Raw genomic sequence first — 14321 nt, 5'->3', positions numbered from 1 at the left:
GTCACCAGCCCAGCGAACGGTCGACGGCGTGCAGCACCCGGTCGAGGTCGGGGAGGTAGTGCTCCTCGAGCTTCGCCGGCGGGTACGGCGTGTCGAATCCGGTCACCCGCAGCACGGGCGCTTCCAGCGAGTAGAAGCACTCCTGCTGCACGCGCGCGGCGATCTCCGAGGTCAGCGAGGACTCCGAAGGCGCCTCGCTCAGCGCGATGAGGCGGCCGGTCTTGCGTACCGACTCGAACACCGGGCCGAGGTCGAGCGGCGAGAGCGTGCGCAGGTCGATGACCTCGAGCGACTTGCCCTCCTCCTCGGCGGCGGTCGCCGCGTCGAGCGCGACCTTCACCGAGGGGCCGTAGGCGACGACGGTCACCGAGTCGCCGGAACGCACGACGCGGGACTTGAACAGCGGGTCGGGCGTGGCGGTGGTGTCGACCTCGGCGCGCATCGCGCCGGAGTGGTACAGCCGCTTCGGCTCGAAGAACAGGATCGGGTCGTCGGAGTCGATGGCCTGCTGGATGCCCCAGTACGCGTCGACCGCGTTGGACACCGAGACCACCTTCAGGCCTGCGACGTGCGCGAACAGCGATTCGGGTGACTCGGAGTGGTGCTCGACCGCGCCGATGCCGCCACCGAACGGCACCCGGATCACGATGGGCATCTTGACCTTGCCCTGCGTCCGGTAGTGCAGCTTCGCGACCTGGCTGACGATCTGGTCGAAGCCGGGGAAGATGAAGCCCTCGAACTGGATCTCGCACACCGGGCGGAAGCCGCGCACGGCGAGGCCGACCGCGGTGCCGATGATGCCGGACTCGGCCAGCGGCGTGTCGAGCACGCGCTGCTCGCCGAAGTCCTTCTGCAGGCCGTCGGTGATGCGGAAGACGCCGCCGAGCTTGCCGACGTCCTCGCCCATGACGATGACCCGGTTGTTGGCCTCCATCGAGCGGCGCAGACCGAGGTTGATCGCCTTGCCGATGGTCAGTTTCTGAATGTCTTCGTTGGCCATCAGTGCTCACCCGCCGCTGCGAAGCCGTCGAGGTAGGAGAGGAATTCTTCGCGCTGCGCGTCCAGCACCGGGGAGTTCTCGGCGTAGACGTTCGAGAAGATCCGCTCCGGCGGCGGCTCCGGCATGTTGAAGCAGTACTCGCGCAGGTCCTCCGCGAACGCGTCCGCGTCGGCCTGAACCTGGTCGAAGAAGTCGTGGTCGGCGCCGCCGTTGCGGGCCAGGTAGGCACGCACGCGCTCGATCGGGTCCTTGAGCTTCCACTCCTCCAGCTCGTCGGAGAGCCGGTAGCGGGTGGGGTCGTCGGTGGTGGTGTGCGCGTCCATCCGGTAGGTGAACGCCTCGATCAGCACCGGGCCGTTGCCGGCGCGGCACTCCTCGAGCGCCCAGCGGGTGACCGCGAGGCAGGCGAGCACGTCGTTGCCGTCGACCCGGATGCCGGGGAAGCCGTAGCCGCGGGCGCGCTGGTACAGCGGCAGGCGCGACTGGCGCTCGGTCGGCTCGGAGATGGCCCACTGGTTGTTCTGGCAGAAGAACACGAGCGGCGCGTCGTAGACCGCGGCCCAGACGAATCCTTCGTGGACGTCGCCCTGGCTGGTGGCGCCGTCACCGAAGTAGGTGATCGTCGCTTCGCCGTCGTCGTCGCCGACCTTGCCGTCGAACTTCTGGCCCATCGCGTACCCGGTGGCGTTGAGCACCTGGTTGCCGATCACGATGCAGTACGGGTGGAAGCCGTGCTCCTTGTAGTCCCAGCTGCTGTGGTCGGTGCAGCGGAAGATGCCGAGCACCTCTTTGAGGTCGACACCCCGCGCGTACGCGACGCCGTGCTCGCGGTAGCTGGGGAAGGCCATGTCGGTCTTGCGCATCGCGCGCCCGGAGCCGATCTGCGCGGCCTCCTGGCCGAGCAGCGGTACCCAGATGCCCAGCTGGCCCTGGCGCTGCATCGCGTTGGCTTCACGGTCGGCGCGGCGGACGAGCACCATGTCGCGGTAGAGGCCGCGCAGCGCTTCGTCGTCGATGTCCGCGATGTACGGGTCGAACTGCGACGAGTGGACGCGTTCGCCTTCGGGGGTCAGCAGCTGGGTGAGCTCTTCCCCACCTTCGCTGGTTGCTCGCAAACCGGCTATCACCTGCTCCGGGGATGGTTGGGCGGCTTCGGCGGCCGGCCCGGCCCCAGGCTCCGGGTGCGTCCACTGTTCGGGGGACGACATGCGCTTGTCTCCTTGATGTCGGTTGCCGCGCGGCCGCTTGTGGCGGCCACTACGACTTCACCGTCGGCGACCTGCGCATTCGGTTCGGAAGCGCTAGAGCCACCGTCGGCGTTGACGGTTCACGCGCACATCCTGGCATGCCGACCATGCTTTTGGTGAGCCCGGGATGCTGATTTGTTGCTGAGAAACCCGGGCTGAGCAGCGAAAATGCTCGGACACCCGACCATGGGGCTGCCGAGGGTTCGTCACCTCACCTGCGGTCGTGAGCGTTCATCACGGTGCGAACGGGCACCGTCACTCACGACTCCTGAAGGGTTCGTGACCTCCGTCACCGTGGCAGGATGGCGGACGTGGAGCAGAAAACCGTACGCGAAACCGTCGTGACCAACTGGACGGACGCGGTATTGCCGAGCCTGTCCGGACTGGTGGAGATCCCCGCCCTGTCGCCGGCGTTCGACGCTTCGTGGCCCGCCAACGGCAAGCTGATGGCCGCCATCGAACACGTCCGGGAGTGGATCACTTCCCGGAACCTGCCGGGCGCCCAGCTGGAGGTCATCCAGCTCGGCGAGCGGACCCCGGTGCTCATCGTCGACGTGCCGGCCACCCCGGGCGCCGAGGACAAGGGCACGGTCCTCCTTTATGGACACCTCGACAAGCAGCCGCCGGTCGGTGGCTGGTCCGAGGGCCTCGACCCGTGGACGCCGGTCATCCGCGACGGCAGGCTCTACGGCCGCGGCGCGGTCGACGACGGCTACTCCGGCTACGCGGCGACGACGGCACTGGAAGCCGTGCACGCGGGCGGCGGCGCCCACGCGCGCTCGGTCATCCTGCTCGAGACCGCCGAAGAGTCCGGCAGCCCCGACCTGCCCGCGTACATGGAGCACCTGAGCGAGCGGCTCGGCCGCGTGTCGCTCGTCGTCTGCCTCGACGCGGGCGGCTCCGACTACGACCGCCTCTGGCTGACCACCGCGCTGCGCGGCATGCTGCACCTCTCGGTCACCGTGCGGGTGCTCGACTCCGCGCAGCACTCCGGCATGGCGAGCGGTGTCGTGCCGAGCTCGTTCCGGATCCTGCGGCAGCTGCTCGACCGCATCGAAGACTCCGCGACCGGTGAGATCAAGCTCGGCGAGCTGAGTGTCGAGATCCCGGAGAACCGGCTCGCCGAGGCCGAAGGGCTGGTGGCGATCGCGCCCGGCCGTATCAAGACGATCTTCCCCTTGGTCGAAGGCATGAGGCCGGTCGCAGACGACGACCTGGAGCTCATCCTCAACAACACCTGGCGGCCGACGCTGTCGGTCATCGGCGCCTCCGGGATGCCGGAGCCCGCTGACGCGGGCAACGTCCTGCGCGACTCGACGACGTTGACGCTGAGCTTCCGTCTCCCGCCGACGGCCGATGCCCAAGCGGCCATGACCGCGTTGAAGAAGGTCCTCACCGAGGACGTGCCCTACGGCGCGAAGGTCACTTTGGCCGACGTCCAGGCCGAGAACGGCTGGAACGCGCCCGCCGAGGCGCCGTGGCTGACCAAGGCGTTGGAGCAGGTCAGCGCCGACGTGTTCGGGCAGCCGCACGGCAGCGCGGGCATGGGTGGCTCGATCCCGTTCATGGGCCTGCTCGGCGACCTCTACCCGGACGCCCAGTTCCTGGTCACCGGCGCCTGCGGACCCGACTCGAACATCCACGTCCCCGACGAGTGGCTGAACATCGAGTTCGCGAAGCAGGTCACCGAGGCAGTCGCCTACCTGCTGGACGCCCACGCTCAGGGCTGATCGGCTCGTGAGCGTTCCGGGCGGTTAGAACCGCCCGGAACGCTCACGAGTCCTGCTACGCCAGCCGGGTCAGGCTCACCGAAACGTCCAAACTGGACGTCCCGCCACCCGTGAAGATCCCCTTCAACGGCGCGACATCCGCGTAGTCACGCCCGTACGCGACCCAGACGTGCCGCGGCCCCACCGGGATCGCGTTCGTCGGGTCGTGTGCCCACCAGCCGCCGGTCCACACGTCGACCCAGGCATGGCTTTCGCCTTGCACTGTCTCGCCGAGCTTCGCCTCCGGTCGCGTGTGCAGATACCCGGAGACGTACCGCGCGGGCACGCCGATCGCCCGCAGCATCACCAGCGTGACGTGCGCGTAGTCCTGGCAGACGCCTTCGCGGGCTTTCCAGGCGTCGGTCGCCGTGCTGTGCACGCCGGTCGTGCCCGGCTGGTACTTCAGCTGTGAATGCACCCAGTCGGACACCGCGAGCACCGCGTCCGCCGGGTCCTTGCCCTTGCGCAGGTCACGGGCGACGGCCGCGAGTTCGCGGTCGTTGGGCGTGTAGTCGGTCGGTGACAGGTACTCGGTCCGGTGGTCGATGACGTTCTCCGACCGCAGGTCCTTCCAGCTCGCCGTGCGGATCGGCTCCGCCTCGTCCGCCGTCTCGACGACCGAGGTGCCGAGCACGGTGAACTGGGTGTGCGGCGCGTGGAGGTCGAAGGACGTCACGACCGTGCCCCAGTAGTCCGTGTACCGGTACGCACGGGTCGCGGGCGTCGTCTCGATCCTGGTGGCGACCGTGTTCTGCCGCCGGTCGGAGCGCGGGGTCAGCCGCGCCTCGTTGTACGACTGCATCGCGGGGGTTTCGTAGTGGTAGCCCGTCTTGTGGACCACCCGTACCTGCCAGCTCACAGTGAAACCTCCGCGCCGCTCCAGGCCACCCAGGGTGCCGAGTGGAAGTACTGCACCGAAACGGCCTCGCCGACGTCCTTGATCGTGGTCTGCAGTGCGGCGAGCCGCTTCGGCAGGTCCTCCAGCAGGTCGGACGGCTTCAAGAACTCCAGCTCACTGCGGGCCCTGCCGAGCAGGCGCAGTGCCTCGGACTTCTCGTGGGTACGGCTTTGGACGCCCGTGTCCAGCTCGTCGAGGCACTCCTCGGCCTGTCGCAGCGCGTGGAACACCGAGCGTGGGAAAAGCGTGTCCCGCAACAGGAACTGCACCACCCGGCCGGCGTCGAGCGCGCCGCGGTAGGTGCGCAGGTACGTGTCCTGCGCGCCTGCCGAGCGGAGCACGGTGACCCAGCCCGGCGAGGACGCGCGGTCCTGCACTCGCGAAAGCAGCAGGCGCACGACCATGTCCGCGCGTTCGACGGACCGGCCGAGCACCATGAACCGCCAGCCGTCGTCGCGGCTCATCGTGGAGTCGGCGAGCCCGGCGAACATCGCCGCGCGTTCCTCCACAAAGGACAGGAACGAGTGCGGACCGGCTCGGCGGGCGTACCGCTGCCGGTCGGGCACCGCGTTCCAGGTGGCGTTGAGGCATTCCCACAGTTCCGTCGAGACGACCTCGCGGGCGCCCCGGGTGTTCTCGCGCGCGGAGTTGATCGAGCCCACGATCGACGCCGGATTGTCCTTGGCGTACGCGACGAGTTCGGTCAGCTTCCACACGTCGAGTGAGTCGGTGCCGTCGGTCTGGATGCCGAGTACCGCCAGCAGCTGGCGGCTGGCGTAGTCGGGGTCGACACTCGCGTCTTCGAGCAGTTGGTGCACCGAGACGTTGAGGATGCGGGAGGTGTCGTCGGCTCGTTCGACGTACCGGCCGATCCAGTACAGCGATTCCGCGTTACGTGCTAGCACTAACCCGCCTCCTTACTGCTGTTGTTGCTGCTGCTGGGAACTGGTCAACTCGGGGCCTTGCTCGGCCGCCAAGCCGTCGACGGACGAAGCGCCGAGCGCGGGCTGTTCGAGTTCGCGTTCCGCGGTCGACGTCCGCGCCGCGAGCACCCAGGTGTCCTTCGAACCACCGCCCTGCGACGAGTTGACCACCAGGCTGCCCTCCGGCAGCGCGACCCTGGTCAGGCCGCCGGGCAGCACGAAGATGTCCTTGCCGTCGTTGACCGCGAACGGCCGCAGGTCGACGTGCCGTGGCGCCAGCCTGTCGTCCACTTTGGACGGAACGGTCGACAGCTGCACCACCGGCTGCGCGATCCAGCCACGCCGATGTGCCTTGACCTTGCGCCGGATCGTCGCGAGTTCGCTCGCCGTGGCCTCCGGCCCGAACACGATCCCGTAGCCGCCGGAGCCCTCGACCGGCTTGATGACCAGCTCTTCGAGGTGCTCCATCACGTAGTCGAACTCGTCGGGCAGCCAGCACCGGTAGGTGTCCACATTGGGCAGCAGCGGCTTCTCGTTGAGGTAGTACTTCACCATCTCCGGCACGTAGGTGTAGACGAGCTTGTCGTCGCCGACGCCGTTGCCGACCGCGTTGGCGATGACAACGTTGCCTGCCCGTGCCGCGTTGAGGATCCCGGCGACGCCGAGCACCGAGTCCGGCCGGAAATGCACCGGGTCGAGGAACTCGTCGTCGATGCGCCGGTAGATGACGTCGACCGGCCGCTCGCCCTCGGTGGTGCGCAGGTAGACGACGTTGTCACGACAGAACATGTCGCGGCCTTCGACCAGTTCGACGCCCATCAGCCGCGCCAGCAGCGAGTGCTCGAAGTAGGCCGAGTTGGCCACACCCGGCGTCAGCACGACGACCATCGGGTCCGCGACGTTCGGCGCGGCCGCCGCACGCAGCGCGCGCAGCAGGTGGGACGCGTAGTCGCCGACCGGGCGCACCCGGTGCTGCACGAAGAGGTCGGGGAACACCCGCGCCATCGTGCGGCGGTTTTCCATGACGTAGGAGACGCCGGACGGATTGCGGAGATTGTCCTCCAGCACCCGGAATGTGCCTTCTTCGTCGCGCACGAGGTCGACGCCGGACACATGGATGCGCACGCCGTTGGGCGGGTTGATCCCGAACGCCTCGCGGTGGAAGTGCTCACACGAGGTGATCAGCCGCCGCGGCAGCACGCCGTCACGCAGGATCTGCCGGTCACCGTGGATGTCGGCGAGGAACGCCTCCAGCGCGTGTACCCGCTGAGTGACACCACGCTCGATCTTGGTCCACTCGGCGGTCGTGATCACCCGCGGCACCAGGTCGAGCGGGAACGGCCGTTCCTGCCCGGACAGCGAGAAGGTGATCCCCTGATCGACCATCGCGCGGTCGATCGCCGTCGAACGGGCGGAAAGATCGCTCGCGTCCAGTCCGGAGATCGACTCGTACAGCGCGCGGTACGGCGTGCGCACGGTGCCGTCCGGCGCGAACATCTCGTCGAACGCGTCCGAATGCGGGCGATCCGGCGCTAAGTAGCCGTCGAACTGGGCGCCGGGATGACCGTTGCGCCGCGATCGCGCCGGGCGGGCCCGGCGTCCCCCTGGCGGCAGCCGAGGCGTCGTGTTGTTCATGGTTATCTCTACCTCACCCGGCCGGGTCGACGCGACACCCAGAGTCGCCAAAGGCCCCGGCTGAAACTGGGCCGTAACGTCGAGGTGCTGTGCTGTCCGTCCGATGAGTGGCAGTATGCGTGCTCTCGGCTGGTGAGAACTACTAGGAGTGACACTGTGGCGCGTCCAACCCATCTGAAAGCGTTCGCCCTGCTTCCGGCGTTCGCACTCGTCGGCATGAGCGTGGCTTGTGGCGCTGGCGGATCAGGAGCGGGCGAAGCGCCCAAGTCCAGCGCGCCCGCCGGCAGCAGCGCACCCGCGGACGCGGGCGCCGTCGCCAAGGACGAGAAGCTCGCCGCGATGGTGCCGGAAGACATCAAGAAGGACGGCAAGATCCTCGTCGGCCAGGACCAGAGCTACCCGCCGAACGAGTTCGTCGACGACAAGGGTGTCGTCACCGGCTTCGACGTCGACTTCGGCACGGCCATCGCGAAGAAGCTGGGCCTCGAGGTCGGCTTCGAGAACTCGAACTTCGACGGCATCATCCCCGGTATCGGCGCCGGCAAGTACGAGCTTTCGCTGTCCTCGTTCAGCATCACGGCCGAGCGGCTGCAGACCGTCGACATGGTGTCCTACTACAAGGCGGGCACCTCGCTGGCCGTGCTGAAGGGCAACCCGGACAAGCTGAACCTCGACGACCTCTGCGGCAAGAAGATCGCCGTGCAGAAGGGCACCACCCAGGTCGCTGACATCGAGGCGCGCTCCAAGAAGTGCACCGAGGCGGGCAAGCCCGCGGTCGAGGAGACCCAGCTGCAGGCGCAGACCGACGTGAACCTGGCGCTGACCTCGAAGAAGGTCCAGGGCGAACTGGCCGACTCCCCGGTCATCGACTACGCGGTCAAGCAGACCAACGGCCAGCTCGAAGCCGTCGGCGCGCCGTATGACACCGCGCCGTACGGCGTCGTGCTCAAGAAGGCCAACGGCGATTACGCGAAGGCGGTCCAGGGTGCCATCCAGGCGCTGATCGACGACGGCACCTACAAGAAGATCCTCGACAAGTGGGGCCTGTCCCAGGCCGGCGCCGTCACCAAGTCGGAGATCAACCCGGCCTCCTGAGCCTGACGTAAGGACGAATCTCTCGTGGTAAGCACGTCCGAGGCGGCGGGGGTCACCGACCCGCCGCCGTCCGATGCCGCGCCGATCAAGGCGATCCCGGTCCGCCACTACGGCCGCTGGGTCGCCGGGGTGGTGATCGTGTTCCTGGCGTTCATCGTCATCAGGAGCGTGGTCACCAACTCGAACCTGAACTGGCCGGTCGTCTTCGACTACCTGTTCAACGAGCGCATCCTCCGCGGCCTGCAGAACACGTTGATCCTCACCGTGATCTCGATGGTCATCGGTGTCGCGGGCGGTGTGCTGCTGGCGGTCATGCGGCTGTCGCCGAACCCGCTCACCTCGGGTGCGGCGGCGATCTACATCTGGCTGTTCCGCGGCACCCCGCTGATCACCCAGCTGCTGGTGTGGAACTACCTCGCGTTCGCGTACCCCCGGCTCGGGCTCGGCATCCCGTTCGGCCCCGAGTTCGTCAGCTGGGACACCAACCAGCTGATGACGCAGTTCACCGCGTCGCTGCTCGGGCTCGGGCTGAACGAGGCCGCGTACATGGCCGAGATCGTCCGAGGCGGCATCCAGTCGGTCGACGGCGGCCAGCTGGAAGCGGCCAGCGCGCTCGGGATGAAGCGCACGACCACGCTGCGGCGGATCATCCTGCCGCAGGCCATGCGCGTGATCATCCCGCCGACCGGCAACGAGACGATCGCGATGCTCAAGACCACCTCGCTGGTCGTGACCATCGGGTACTTCGAGCTGATGGTGGCCGCGCAGACCATCTACGCGCAGAACTTCCAGACCGTGCCGCTGCTGCTCACCGCGGGTATCTGGTACCTGTTCCTGACGTCGATCCTGACGTTGATCCAGGTCCAGATCGAGAAGCACTACTCGCGGGGGACCTCGCGGATGATCGATGACAAACAGCGGTGGTCCACGCGGATGCTCGGCTTCCGTCTCGGTTCCGCGGGTAAGGGGGCGTCCTCATGACCCCGGTCGTTTCGGCACAAAAGATCTGCAAGAGCTTCGGCAGGGTCGAGGTCCTCAAGGGCATCGACCTCGAGGTCCACGAGCGTGAGGTGCTCTGCCTGATCGGCCCGTCCGGCTCGGGCAAGTCGACGCTTCTCCGCTGTATCAACCACTTGGAGAAGATCGACGCGGGCCGCCTGTACGTCGACGGCGTGCTCGTCGGCTACAAGCAGCGCGGCGACAAGCTGCACGAGCTGCGCGAGAACGAGGTCGCCGAGCAGCGCAAGGACATCGGCATGGTGTTCCAGCGCTTCAACCTCTTCCCGCACATGACCGCGCTGGAGAACGTCACCGAGGCGCCCATCCAGGTGCGCAAGGAGCCGAAGGCCATGGCGCGCCAGCGTGCCATGGAACTGCTCGACCGGGTCGGGCTCGCCGACAAGGCGAAGAACTACCCGGCGCAGCTGTCCGGTGGTCAGCAGCAGCGCGTCGCCATCGCGCGGGCGCTGGCCATGGAGCCGAAGCTGATGCTCTTCGACGAGCCGACGTCCGCATTGGACCCGGAACTCGTCGGGGACGTGCTGGCGGTCATGCGCCAGCTGGCCAAGGACGGCATGACCATGGTCGTGGTCACGCACGAGATGCAGTTCGCCAAGGAGGTCGCCGACACGGTGGTCTTCATGGACGGCGGGGTCGCCGTCGAAACCGGGCCTGCGGCCCAGGTCATCGGCAATCCGCAGCACGAGCGCACCAAGGCCTTCCTGGCCCGTGTGCTCAATCCGAACGAAAACTGACGCAGGCTTGGAGGAAAAGCGGGACCACTCCCGCTTTTCCTCCGATAGCCTGGCGGCGTGCTGACGGACAACGGGTTGCCGCCGCTTGACCCCTTCGCGGGCGTACCCGACCGCCGGTACGAGGTCAGGGCGACGGACCTGCTCAAACCGTTCGTCGAGCCGGGCAACGGCGGGATACTCCGCTGGCGCAAGCAGGCCACGAACGCCCCGATCGTCCAGGTCGAGGACGCCTACGTCACCGGCATCCTGGATCTGCGGGCCGCCGACCTCGAATTCCTCTTCCGCTTCGAACGCTGCCGCTTCGAGCATCCGCCGGACGTCCGCGAGGCGACGCTGCTCGGGCTGGTCTTCCGCAAGTGCTGGCTGCCCGGCCTCAAGGCCCGCAACCTGCGCAGCCGCAACGACGTCCGACTGATCCGCAGCCGCGTCGAGGTCGACAAGACCGACGAGATCGAAGAGACCACGGTCCAACGTGGAGACGACCGCGAACGCGGTATGCCCAACGCGGCGGTCAACCTCACCGACGCCGTCATCGAGGGCTCGATGGTGCTCACCCGCACCGAGATCTCGCATCAGCACGGCAAGGCGATCCAGGCCGACCGGCTCACCATCAACGGCGCGCTGCTCGCGTACCGGATGGTCGCGAACGGCGAAGTCCGCGTACCCGGCATGAAGACCGGCGGTAACGTCAACTTCTCGGGCGCCTCGCTGAACAACCCCGACGGCTTCGCGCTCAACGCCAACGGCGTGCAGATCGGCGGGAGCCTGCTCTGCGAGGTCGACAACTATGGGCCGGCGGCGCAGCGCAAACGCTTCTCCTGCAACGGGATCCTGTACCTGCCGAGCGCGCGCGTCGGCAGTGACATCGTGTTGCGCGAGGCCAAGCTCGGCGTCAACCAGTACGGCCCGATCGTGGTCGACCAGTGGAAGTCGAACGACCCGTACCTCGACCCTCGCCCCGCGCTCGTCGCCGACCGGCTGCGCGTCGACGGCAACCTCGAACTCAGCGACGGCCTGCAGGCACTCGGCACGCTGCGGATGGTCAACGCGCACATCGGCGGTTCGCTGCGGCTGGCAGGCGCGGAGGTCAAGGTCGCGCGCGGCAAGCGCGTGCCGTACTACGACCGCGCGATCCACCTCGACGGCAGCCAGATCAACGGCGACATCGAGGCGACCAGCCTGCGCGTGCCCGCCGGCCAGGTCAGGCTTTCGGACGTCACGGTCGGCGGCAGTGTGCTGGCCTGGAACGCGATGTTCCTCCATCCCGAGCGCGACGCGTTCGCCGCGCGCCGCACCAAGGTCGCGGGCAACTTCAACCTGACCGACGCGACCGTCCAGGGCACGCTGCGGCTGCAGGGCGCCGACGTCGGCGGCTCGATCAACCTCTACGGCACCCGCGTCACCCAGCCCGGAGTCCGGCCGACGACGAGTTACTCGGTCGACGTCCGCACCGCGCGCGTCGGCCGTGACCTGGTGCTCACCGAGAACAAGGACCGCCCGTTCATCGCCGAGGGCGGGGTGAACATGGACGGCTGCGCGGTCGCCAGGCGCGTCGACCTGCGCGGCGCCGAGATCGGCTCACTCAGCCGCGACGGCATCGCGGTCGACGCCTCCGACGTGCGCGCCGACGAGTTCGTGCTGACCCCGGCGACCCCGCCGTCCGGCCGGTTCCTGCTGCGCCGCGCGCATTGCGGCACCTTGGGCGACAACGAGAACTTCTGGACCTCGACCGGCGGCATCGAGCTCGACGACTTCCGCTACGACGCGCTCAAGGTGTCACCGAAGGTCGACGACGACGCCGCGCTGGACCGCCGCATCCATCTGCTGCGCCACGCGCTCGACGGCTACCGCCCCGGCCCGTACGACCAGCTGTCCGCGACACTGCGCGCGAGCGGAAACGAAGAGCACGCCTCGACGGTCTCGCTCAAGAAGCAGCAGTTCCGCTACGAGGCGCTGGCCAGCGGTTTCAAGATCTTCGGTCCCGGCGTGAAGCTCTGGAGCTGGCTGCAGCGCTCGATGGTCGGCTACGGCTATCGGCCGGTCCGCGCACTCGGCTGGCTGCTGACGATCCTCGCGATCGGCAGCCTGTGGTTCGGCCTCGGCACGGACAACTGCGTCCAAGCGCCGAAGGACACCTATTCGGTCTCCGGCCCGCGCTGCGCGATCAACCGTGACGACACCGGCCTCGAATGGAACCCGGTCTGGTACACCGCCGACCTGATCGTGCCGATCGTCGATTTCGGCAACAAGTCCCGCTGGTACATGCACGGCGCCGACAAATGGGTCGCCGCCGGAATCACGGCGATGGGCTGGATACTGGCGACCACGATCGCGGCCGGTGTCAGCCGGATGCTCAGACGCAACAATTAGCGAAATGGGGCGCGGGAGAAACCCGCGCCCCATTCACGTTTCGGCTAGACGATGCCGCAGCTGAAGTTCACCTGGCCGGTGAGGGTGCCCATCGTCTGCACCCGGATCTTCGGGTTGGCGAGGTTGTTGCCCCACGGCCGCGTGATGCCGATGTGCGGGGTGTTGTTCGTCAGCGGGATGGACTTGAACCACTGTCCGCGGTTCGCGCCGTCGATGTAGAAGACCTCGAGCGCGATGGCGTCACCCTGTACCTTTTGGACGTCGTACTTGATGTTCGCGCCGTTGAACCCGATCACGCTGGTCGAGCTCTTCAGTTCCTGGGCGAAGCCGATCGGAATCACTCCGCCGCCACCGCAGCCCATCATGTTGACCTCGGTCCAGTGGCTTTCGGCGGCGTTCGCCTGTCCGGCGCCCAGCGCCATCATGAACACCGCGGATAGCAAAATCAGAAATCGCTTCACCAGTTAACCCCGATCTTGGTTTTCTCCTGACGTAGACCGACACTGTCAGCGATATCGCGGGGCGTAAAGCCTTTTCAGGTCTGCCTGAAATCGCCGAATTCGGCAAGATTCTTTATTTTGTCGATCGGGTGCATACTGCCGGTATGTCAACACCGGATGCCACCGGCACCATCACCGTCAACGCCGCCCCCGAAAGCGTCTACGCGCTGGTGAGTGATCCGGGGTCGCTCGCATCGCTCGCCGAGGAGTACGCGGGCCACCGCTGGCTCGACGGCGCCTCGGCCCCGGCGGTCGGCGCCCGCTTCCGCGGCAGCAACCGCCGAGGTTTCCGCAGGTGGAGCACCCTGAGCACGATCACGGACGCCTCGGTCGACCGCTTCGCCTTCGAGGTCACCTCGTTCGGCCTGCCGGTCGCCCGCTGGCAGTACGACATCGAGCCGTCCGGCGACGGCTGCGTGGTCACCGAAAGCACCTGGGACCGGCGTCCGACCTGGTGGCGCTACCCGACCTCGTTCGCCACCGGCGTCTGGCAGCGCGACTCCCAGAACCACGCCAACATCGAGACGACGCTCACACGTCTGAAGGACCGCGCAGAAGGGGCGTAACGGACACGGATGGCCTAACGATGAAAGATCCGACAAACCAATCTGGGGAAAGACCTTTCATCATGCGCCTCTTGCTGCCCGTCGCCATCCTGACCTGCGCCTTAGCGCTCTCAGCCTGCTCGTCCGACACCCCGCCGCCCGCCCCGCAGCCGTCACCGGCCCCGTCGAGCTCGGCCGTGCCCACGCCGACCCCCTCGGCCGAGCCGACGCCGACCGCCGAGCCGACCCCGTCGCCCGCCCCGACCACGACGGCCAAGCCGAAGGCCGCCAAGCGCACCGAGACCGAAGCCGAGCGGATCACCCGCGAGGCCAAGGAGCGTCAGGCGCGCAAGGTCAAGGAGACCCCGCTGCCGGACGCGCCCGGCGCGACCGAGCCGCACTACTCGGGCGGCTGAGTTTCTCTCTCGACGTGAACGCCCCTTTCGCAACCTTCACCGTTGCGAAAGGGGCGTTCGTGTGTACGGGCCGTACACCTTGATCCACCCTCAGTAGACCGCCATTTGCCGTCTCCTCCCGCAGGGTGAGCTTTTTCTCTCGACCGGTGGATCTCGGAACAGCACTCGA

Annotated in this window: 13 protein-coding genes; 7 read left to right on the top strand and 6 right to left on the bottom strand. The window is 67.7% G+C overall.

What is annotated here, in order from left to right:
* Position 1 precedes the first annotated feature (1 nt).
* Together AB5J62_RS42440 and pdhA are read right to left on the bottom strand one after the other, a co-directional pair.
* On the bottom strand, positions 2 to 1000 hold the full coding sequence (locus AB5J62_RS42440; RefSeq protein ID WP_370945705.1) for an alpha-ketoacid dehydrogenase subunit beta: 999 nt from the start codon (positions 998 to 1000) through the stop codon (positions 2 to 4).
* Positions 1000 to 2208, bottom strand: a complete 1209-nt coding sequence (pdhA, locus tag AB5J62_RS42435; RefSeq protein ID WP_370945704.1) for a pyruvate dehydrogenase (acetyl-transferring) E1 component subunit alpha — start codon at positions 2206 to 2208, stop codon at positions 1000 to 1002. Before pdhA ends, AB5J62_RS42440 begins: the two co-directional genes overlap by 1 nt.
* A 350-nt stretch (positions 2209 to 2558) precedes the next feature.
* Here pdhA and AB5J62_RS42430 point away from each other — a divergent pair, with 350 nt between their 5' ends.
* Positions 2559 to 3977 carry a M20/M25/M40 family metallo-hydrolase gene (locus AB5J62_RS42430; RefSeq protein WP_370945703.1) on the top strand — a complete coding sequence of 473 codons (1419 nt, stop codon included), beginning with the start codon at positions 2559 to 2561 and terminating at the stop codon, positions 3975 to 3977.
* 55 nt (positions 3978 to 4032) lie between these two features.
* Here the strand turns inward: AB5J62_RS42430 and AB5J62_RS42425 are convergent, their stop codons facing one another.
* The 3 genes from AB5J62_RS42425 to AB5J62_RS42415 are packed head-to-tail and all read right to left on the bottom strand — an operon-like array spanning position 4033 to position 7472.
* Entirely contained in the window at positions 4033 to 4875 is an 843-nt protein-coding gene (locus tag AB5J62_RS42425) for a transglutaminase domain-containing protein (RefSeq protein ID WP_370945702.1), read from the bottom strand.
* Positions 4872 to 5819, bottom strand: a complete 948-nt coding sequence (locus AB5J62_RS42420; RefSeq protein ID WP_370945701.1) for an alpha-E domain-containing protein — start codon at positions 5817 to 5819, stop codon at positions 4872 to 4874. Before AB5J62_RS42420 ends, AB5J62_RS42425 begins: the two co-directional genes overlap by 4 nt.
* 12 nt (positions 5820 to 5831) lie before the next feature.
* Positions 5832 to 7472 (bottom strand): circularly permuted type 2 ATP-grasp protein, encoded by a 1641-nt coding sequence (locus AB5J62_RS42415; protein ID WP_370945700.1) that lies wholly within the window; start codon positions 7470 to 7472, stop codon positions 5832 to 5834.
* A 156-nt stretch (positions 7473 to 7628) separates the two neighbouring features.
* Here AB5J62_RS42415 and AB5J62_RS42410 point away from each other — a divergent pair, with 156 nt between their 5' ends.
* From AB5J62_RS42410 to AB5J62_RS42395, 4 genes are read left to right on the top strand one after another with little or no spacing between them, the layout of a single operon-like run.
* Complete coding sequence (locus AB5J62_RS42410) at positions 7629 to 8567, top strand: ABC transporter substrate-binding protein (RefSeq protein WP_370945699.1); 939 nt, start codon at positions 7629 to 7631, stop codon at positions 8565 to 8567.
* 24 nt (positions 8568 to 8591) lie between these two features.
* The gene (locus AB5J62_RS42405; RefSeq protein WP_370945698.1) at positions 8592 to 9548 is read left to right on the top strand and encodes an amino acid ABC transporter permease; all 957 of its coding nucleotides are present in this window, start codon (positions 8592 to 8594) and stop codon (positions 9546 to 9548) included.
* Positions 9545 to 10321 carry an amino acid ABC transporter ATP-binding protein gene (locus tag AB5J62_RS42400; protein WP_370945697.1) on the top strand — a complete coding sequence of 259 codons (777 nt, stop codon included), beginning with the start codon at positions 9545 to 9547 and terminating at the stop codon, positions 10319 to 10321. The genes AB5J62_RS42405 and AB5J62_RS42400 overlap by 4 nt, the downstream gene beginning before the upstream one ends.
* Positions 10322 to 10378: 57 nt before the next feature.
* Positions 10379 to 12691 carry an oxidoreductase gene (locus AB5J62_RS42395; protein WP_370945696.1) on the top strand — a complete coding sequence of 771 codons (2313 nt, stop codon included), beginning with the start codon at positions 10379 to 10381 and terminating at the stop codon, positions 12689 to 12691.
* 44 nt (positions 12692 to 12735) lie between these two features.
* Here AB5J62_RS42395 and AB5J62_RS42390 read toward each other — a convergent pair whose 3' ends face one another.
* Entirely contained in the window at positions 12736 to 13152 is a 417-nt protein-coding gene (locus AB5J62_RS42390; protein ID WP_370945695.1) for a hypothetical protein, read from the bottom strand.
* A 143-nt stretch (positions 13153 to 13295) separates the two neighbouring features.
* Here AB5J62_RS42390 and AB5J62_RS42385 point away from each other — a divergent pair, with 143 nt between their 5' ends.
* Positions 13296 to 13757: an SRPBCC family protein gene (locus tag AB5J62_RS42385; protein ID WP_370945694.1), complete on the top strand. Its 462-nt coding sequence runs from the start codon at positions 13296 to 13298 to the stop codon at positions 13755 to 13757.
* Positions 13758 to 13819: 62 nt separating this feature from the next.
* On the top strand, positions 13820 to 14152 hold the full coding sequence (locus AB5J62_RS42380) for a hypothetical protein (RefSeq protein WP_370945693.1): 333 nt from the start codon (positions 13820 to 13822) through the stop codon (positions 14150 to 14152).
* Positions 14153 to 14321 lie beyond the last annotated feature (169 nt).

Source organism: Amycolatopsis sp. cg5 (assembly GCF_041346955.1).
Lineage (GTDB): Bacteria > Actinomycetota > Actinomycetes > Mycobacteriales > Pseudonocardiaceae > Amycolatopsis.
This window is presented reverse-complemented; position numbering and strand designations above follow the sequence as displayed.

Coding starts and splice junctions, on each gene's coding strand:
- pdhA (WP_370945704.1), bottom strand. CDS start 2,208: ATGTCGTCCCCCGAACAGTGGACGCACCCGGAGCCTGGGGCCGGGCCG.
- AB5J62_RS42380 (WP_370945693.1), top strand. CDS start 13,820: ATGCGCCTCTTGCTGCCCGTCGCCATCCTGACCTGCGCCTTAGCGCTC.
- AB5J62_RS42400 (WP_370945697.1), top strand. CDS start 9,545: ATGACCCCGGTCGTTTCGGCACAAAAGATCTGCAAGAGCTTCGGCAGG.
- AB5J62_RS42385 (WP_370945694.1), top strand. CDS start 13,296: ATGTCAACACCGGATGCCACCGGCACCATCACCGTCAACGCCGCCCCC.
- AB5J62_RS42440 (WP_370945705.1), bottom strand. CDS start 1,000: ATGGCCAACGAAGACATTCAGAAACTGACCATCGGCAAGGCGATCAAC.
- AB5J62_RS42415 (WP_370945700.1), bottom strand. CDS start 7,472: ATGAACAACACGACGCCTCGGCTGCCGCCAGGGGGACGCCGGGCCCGC.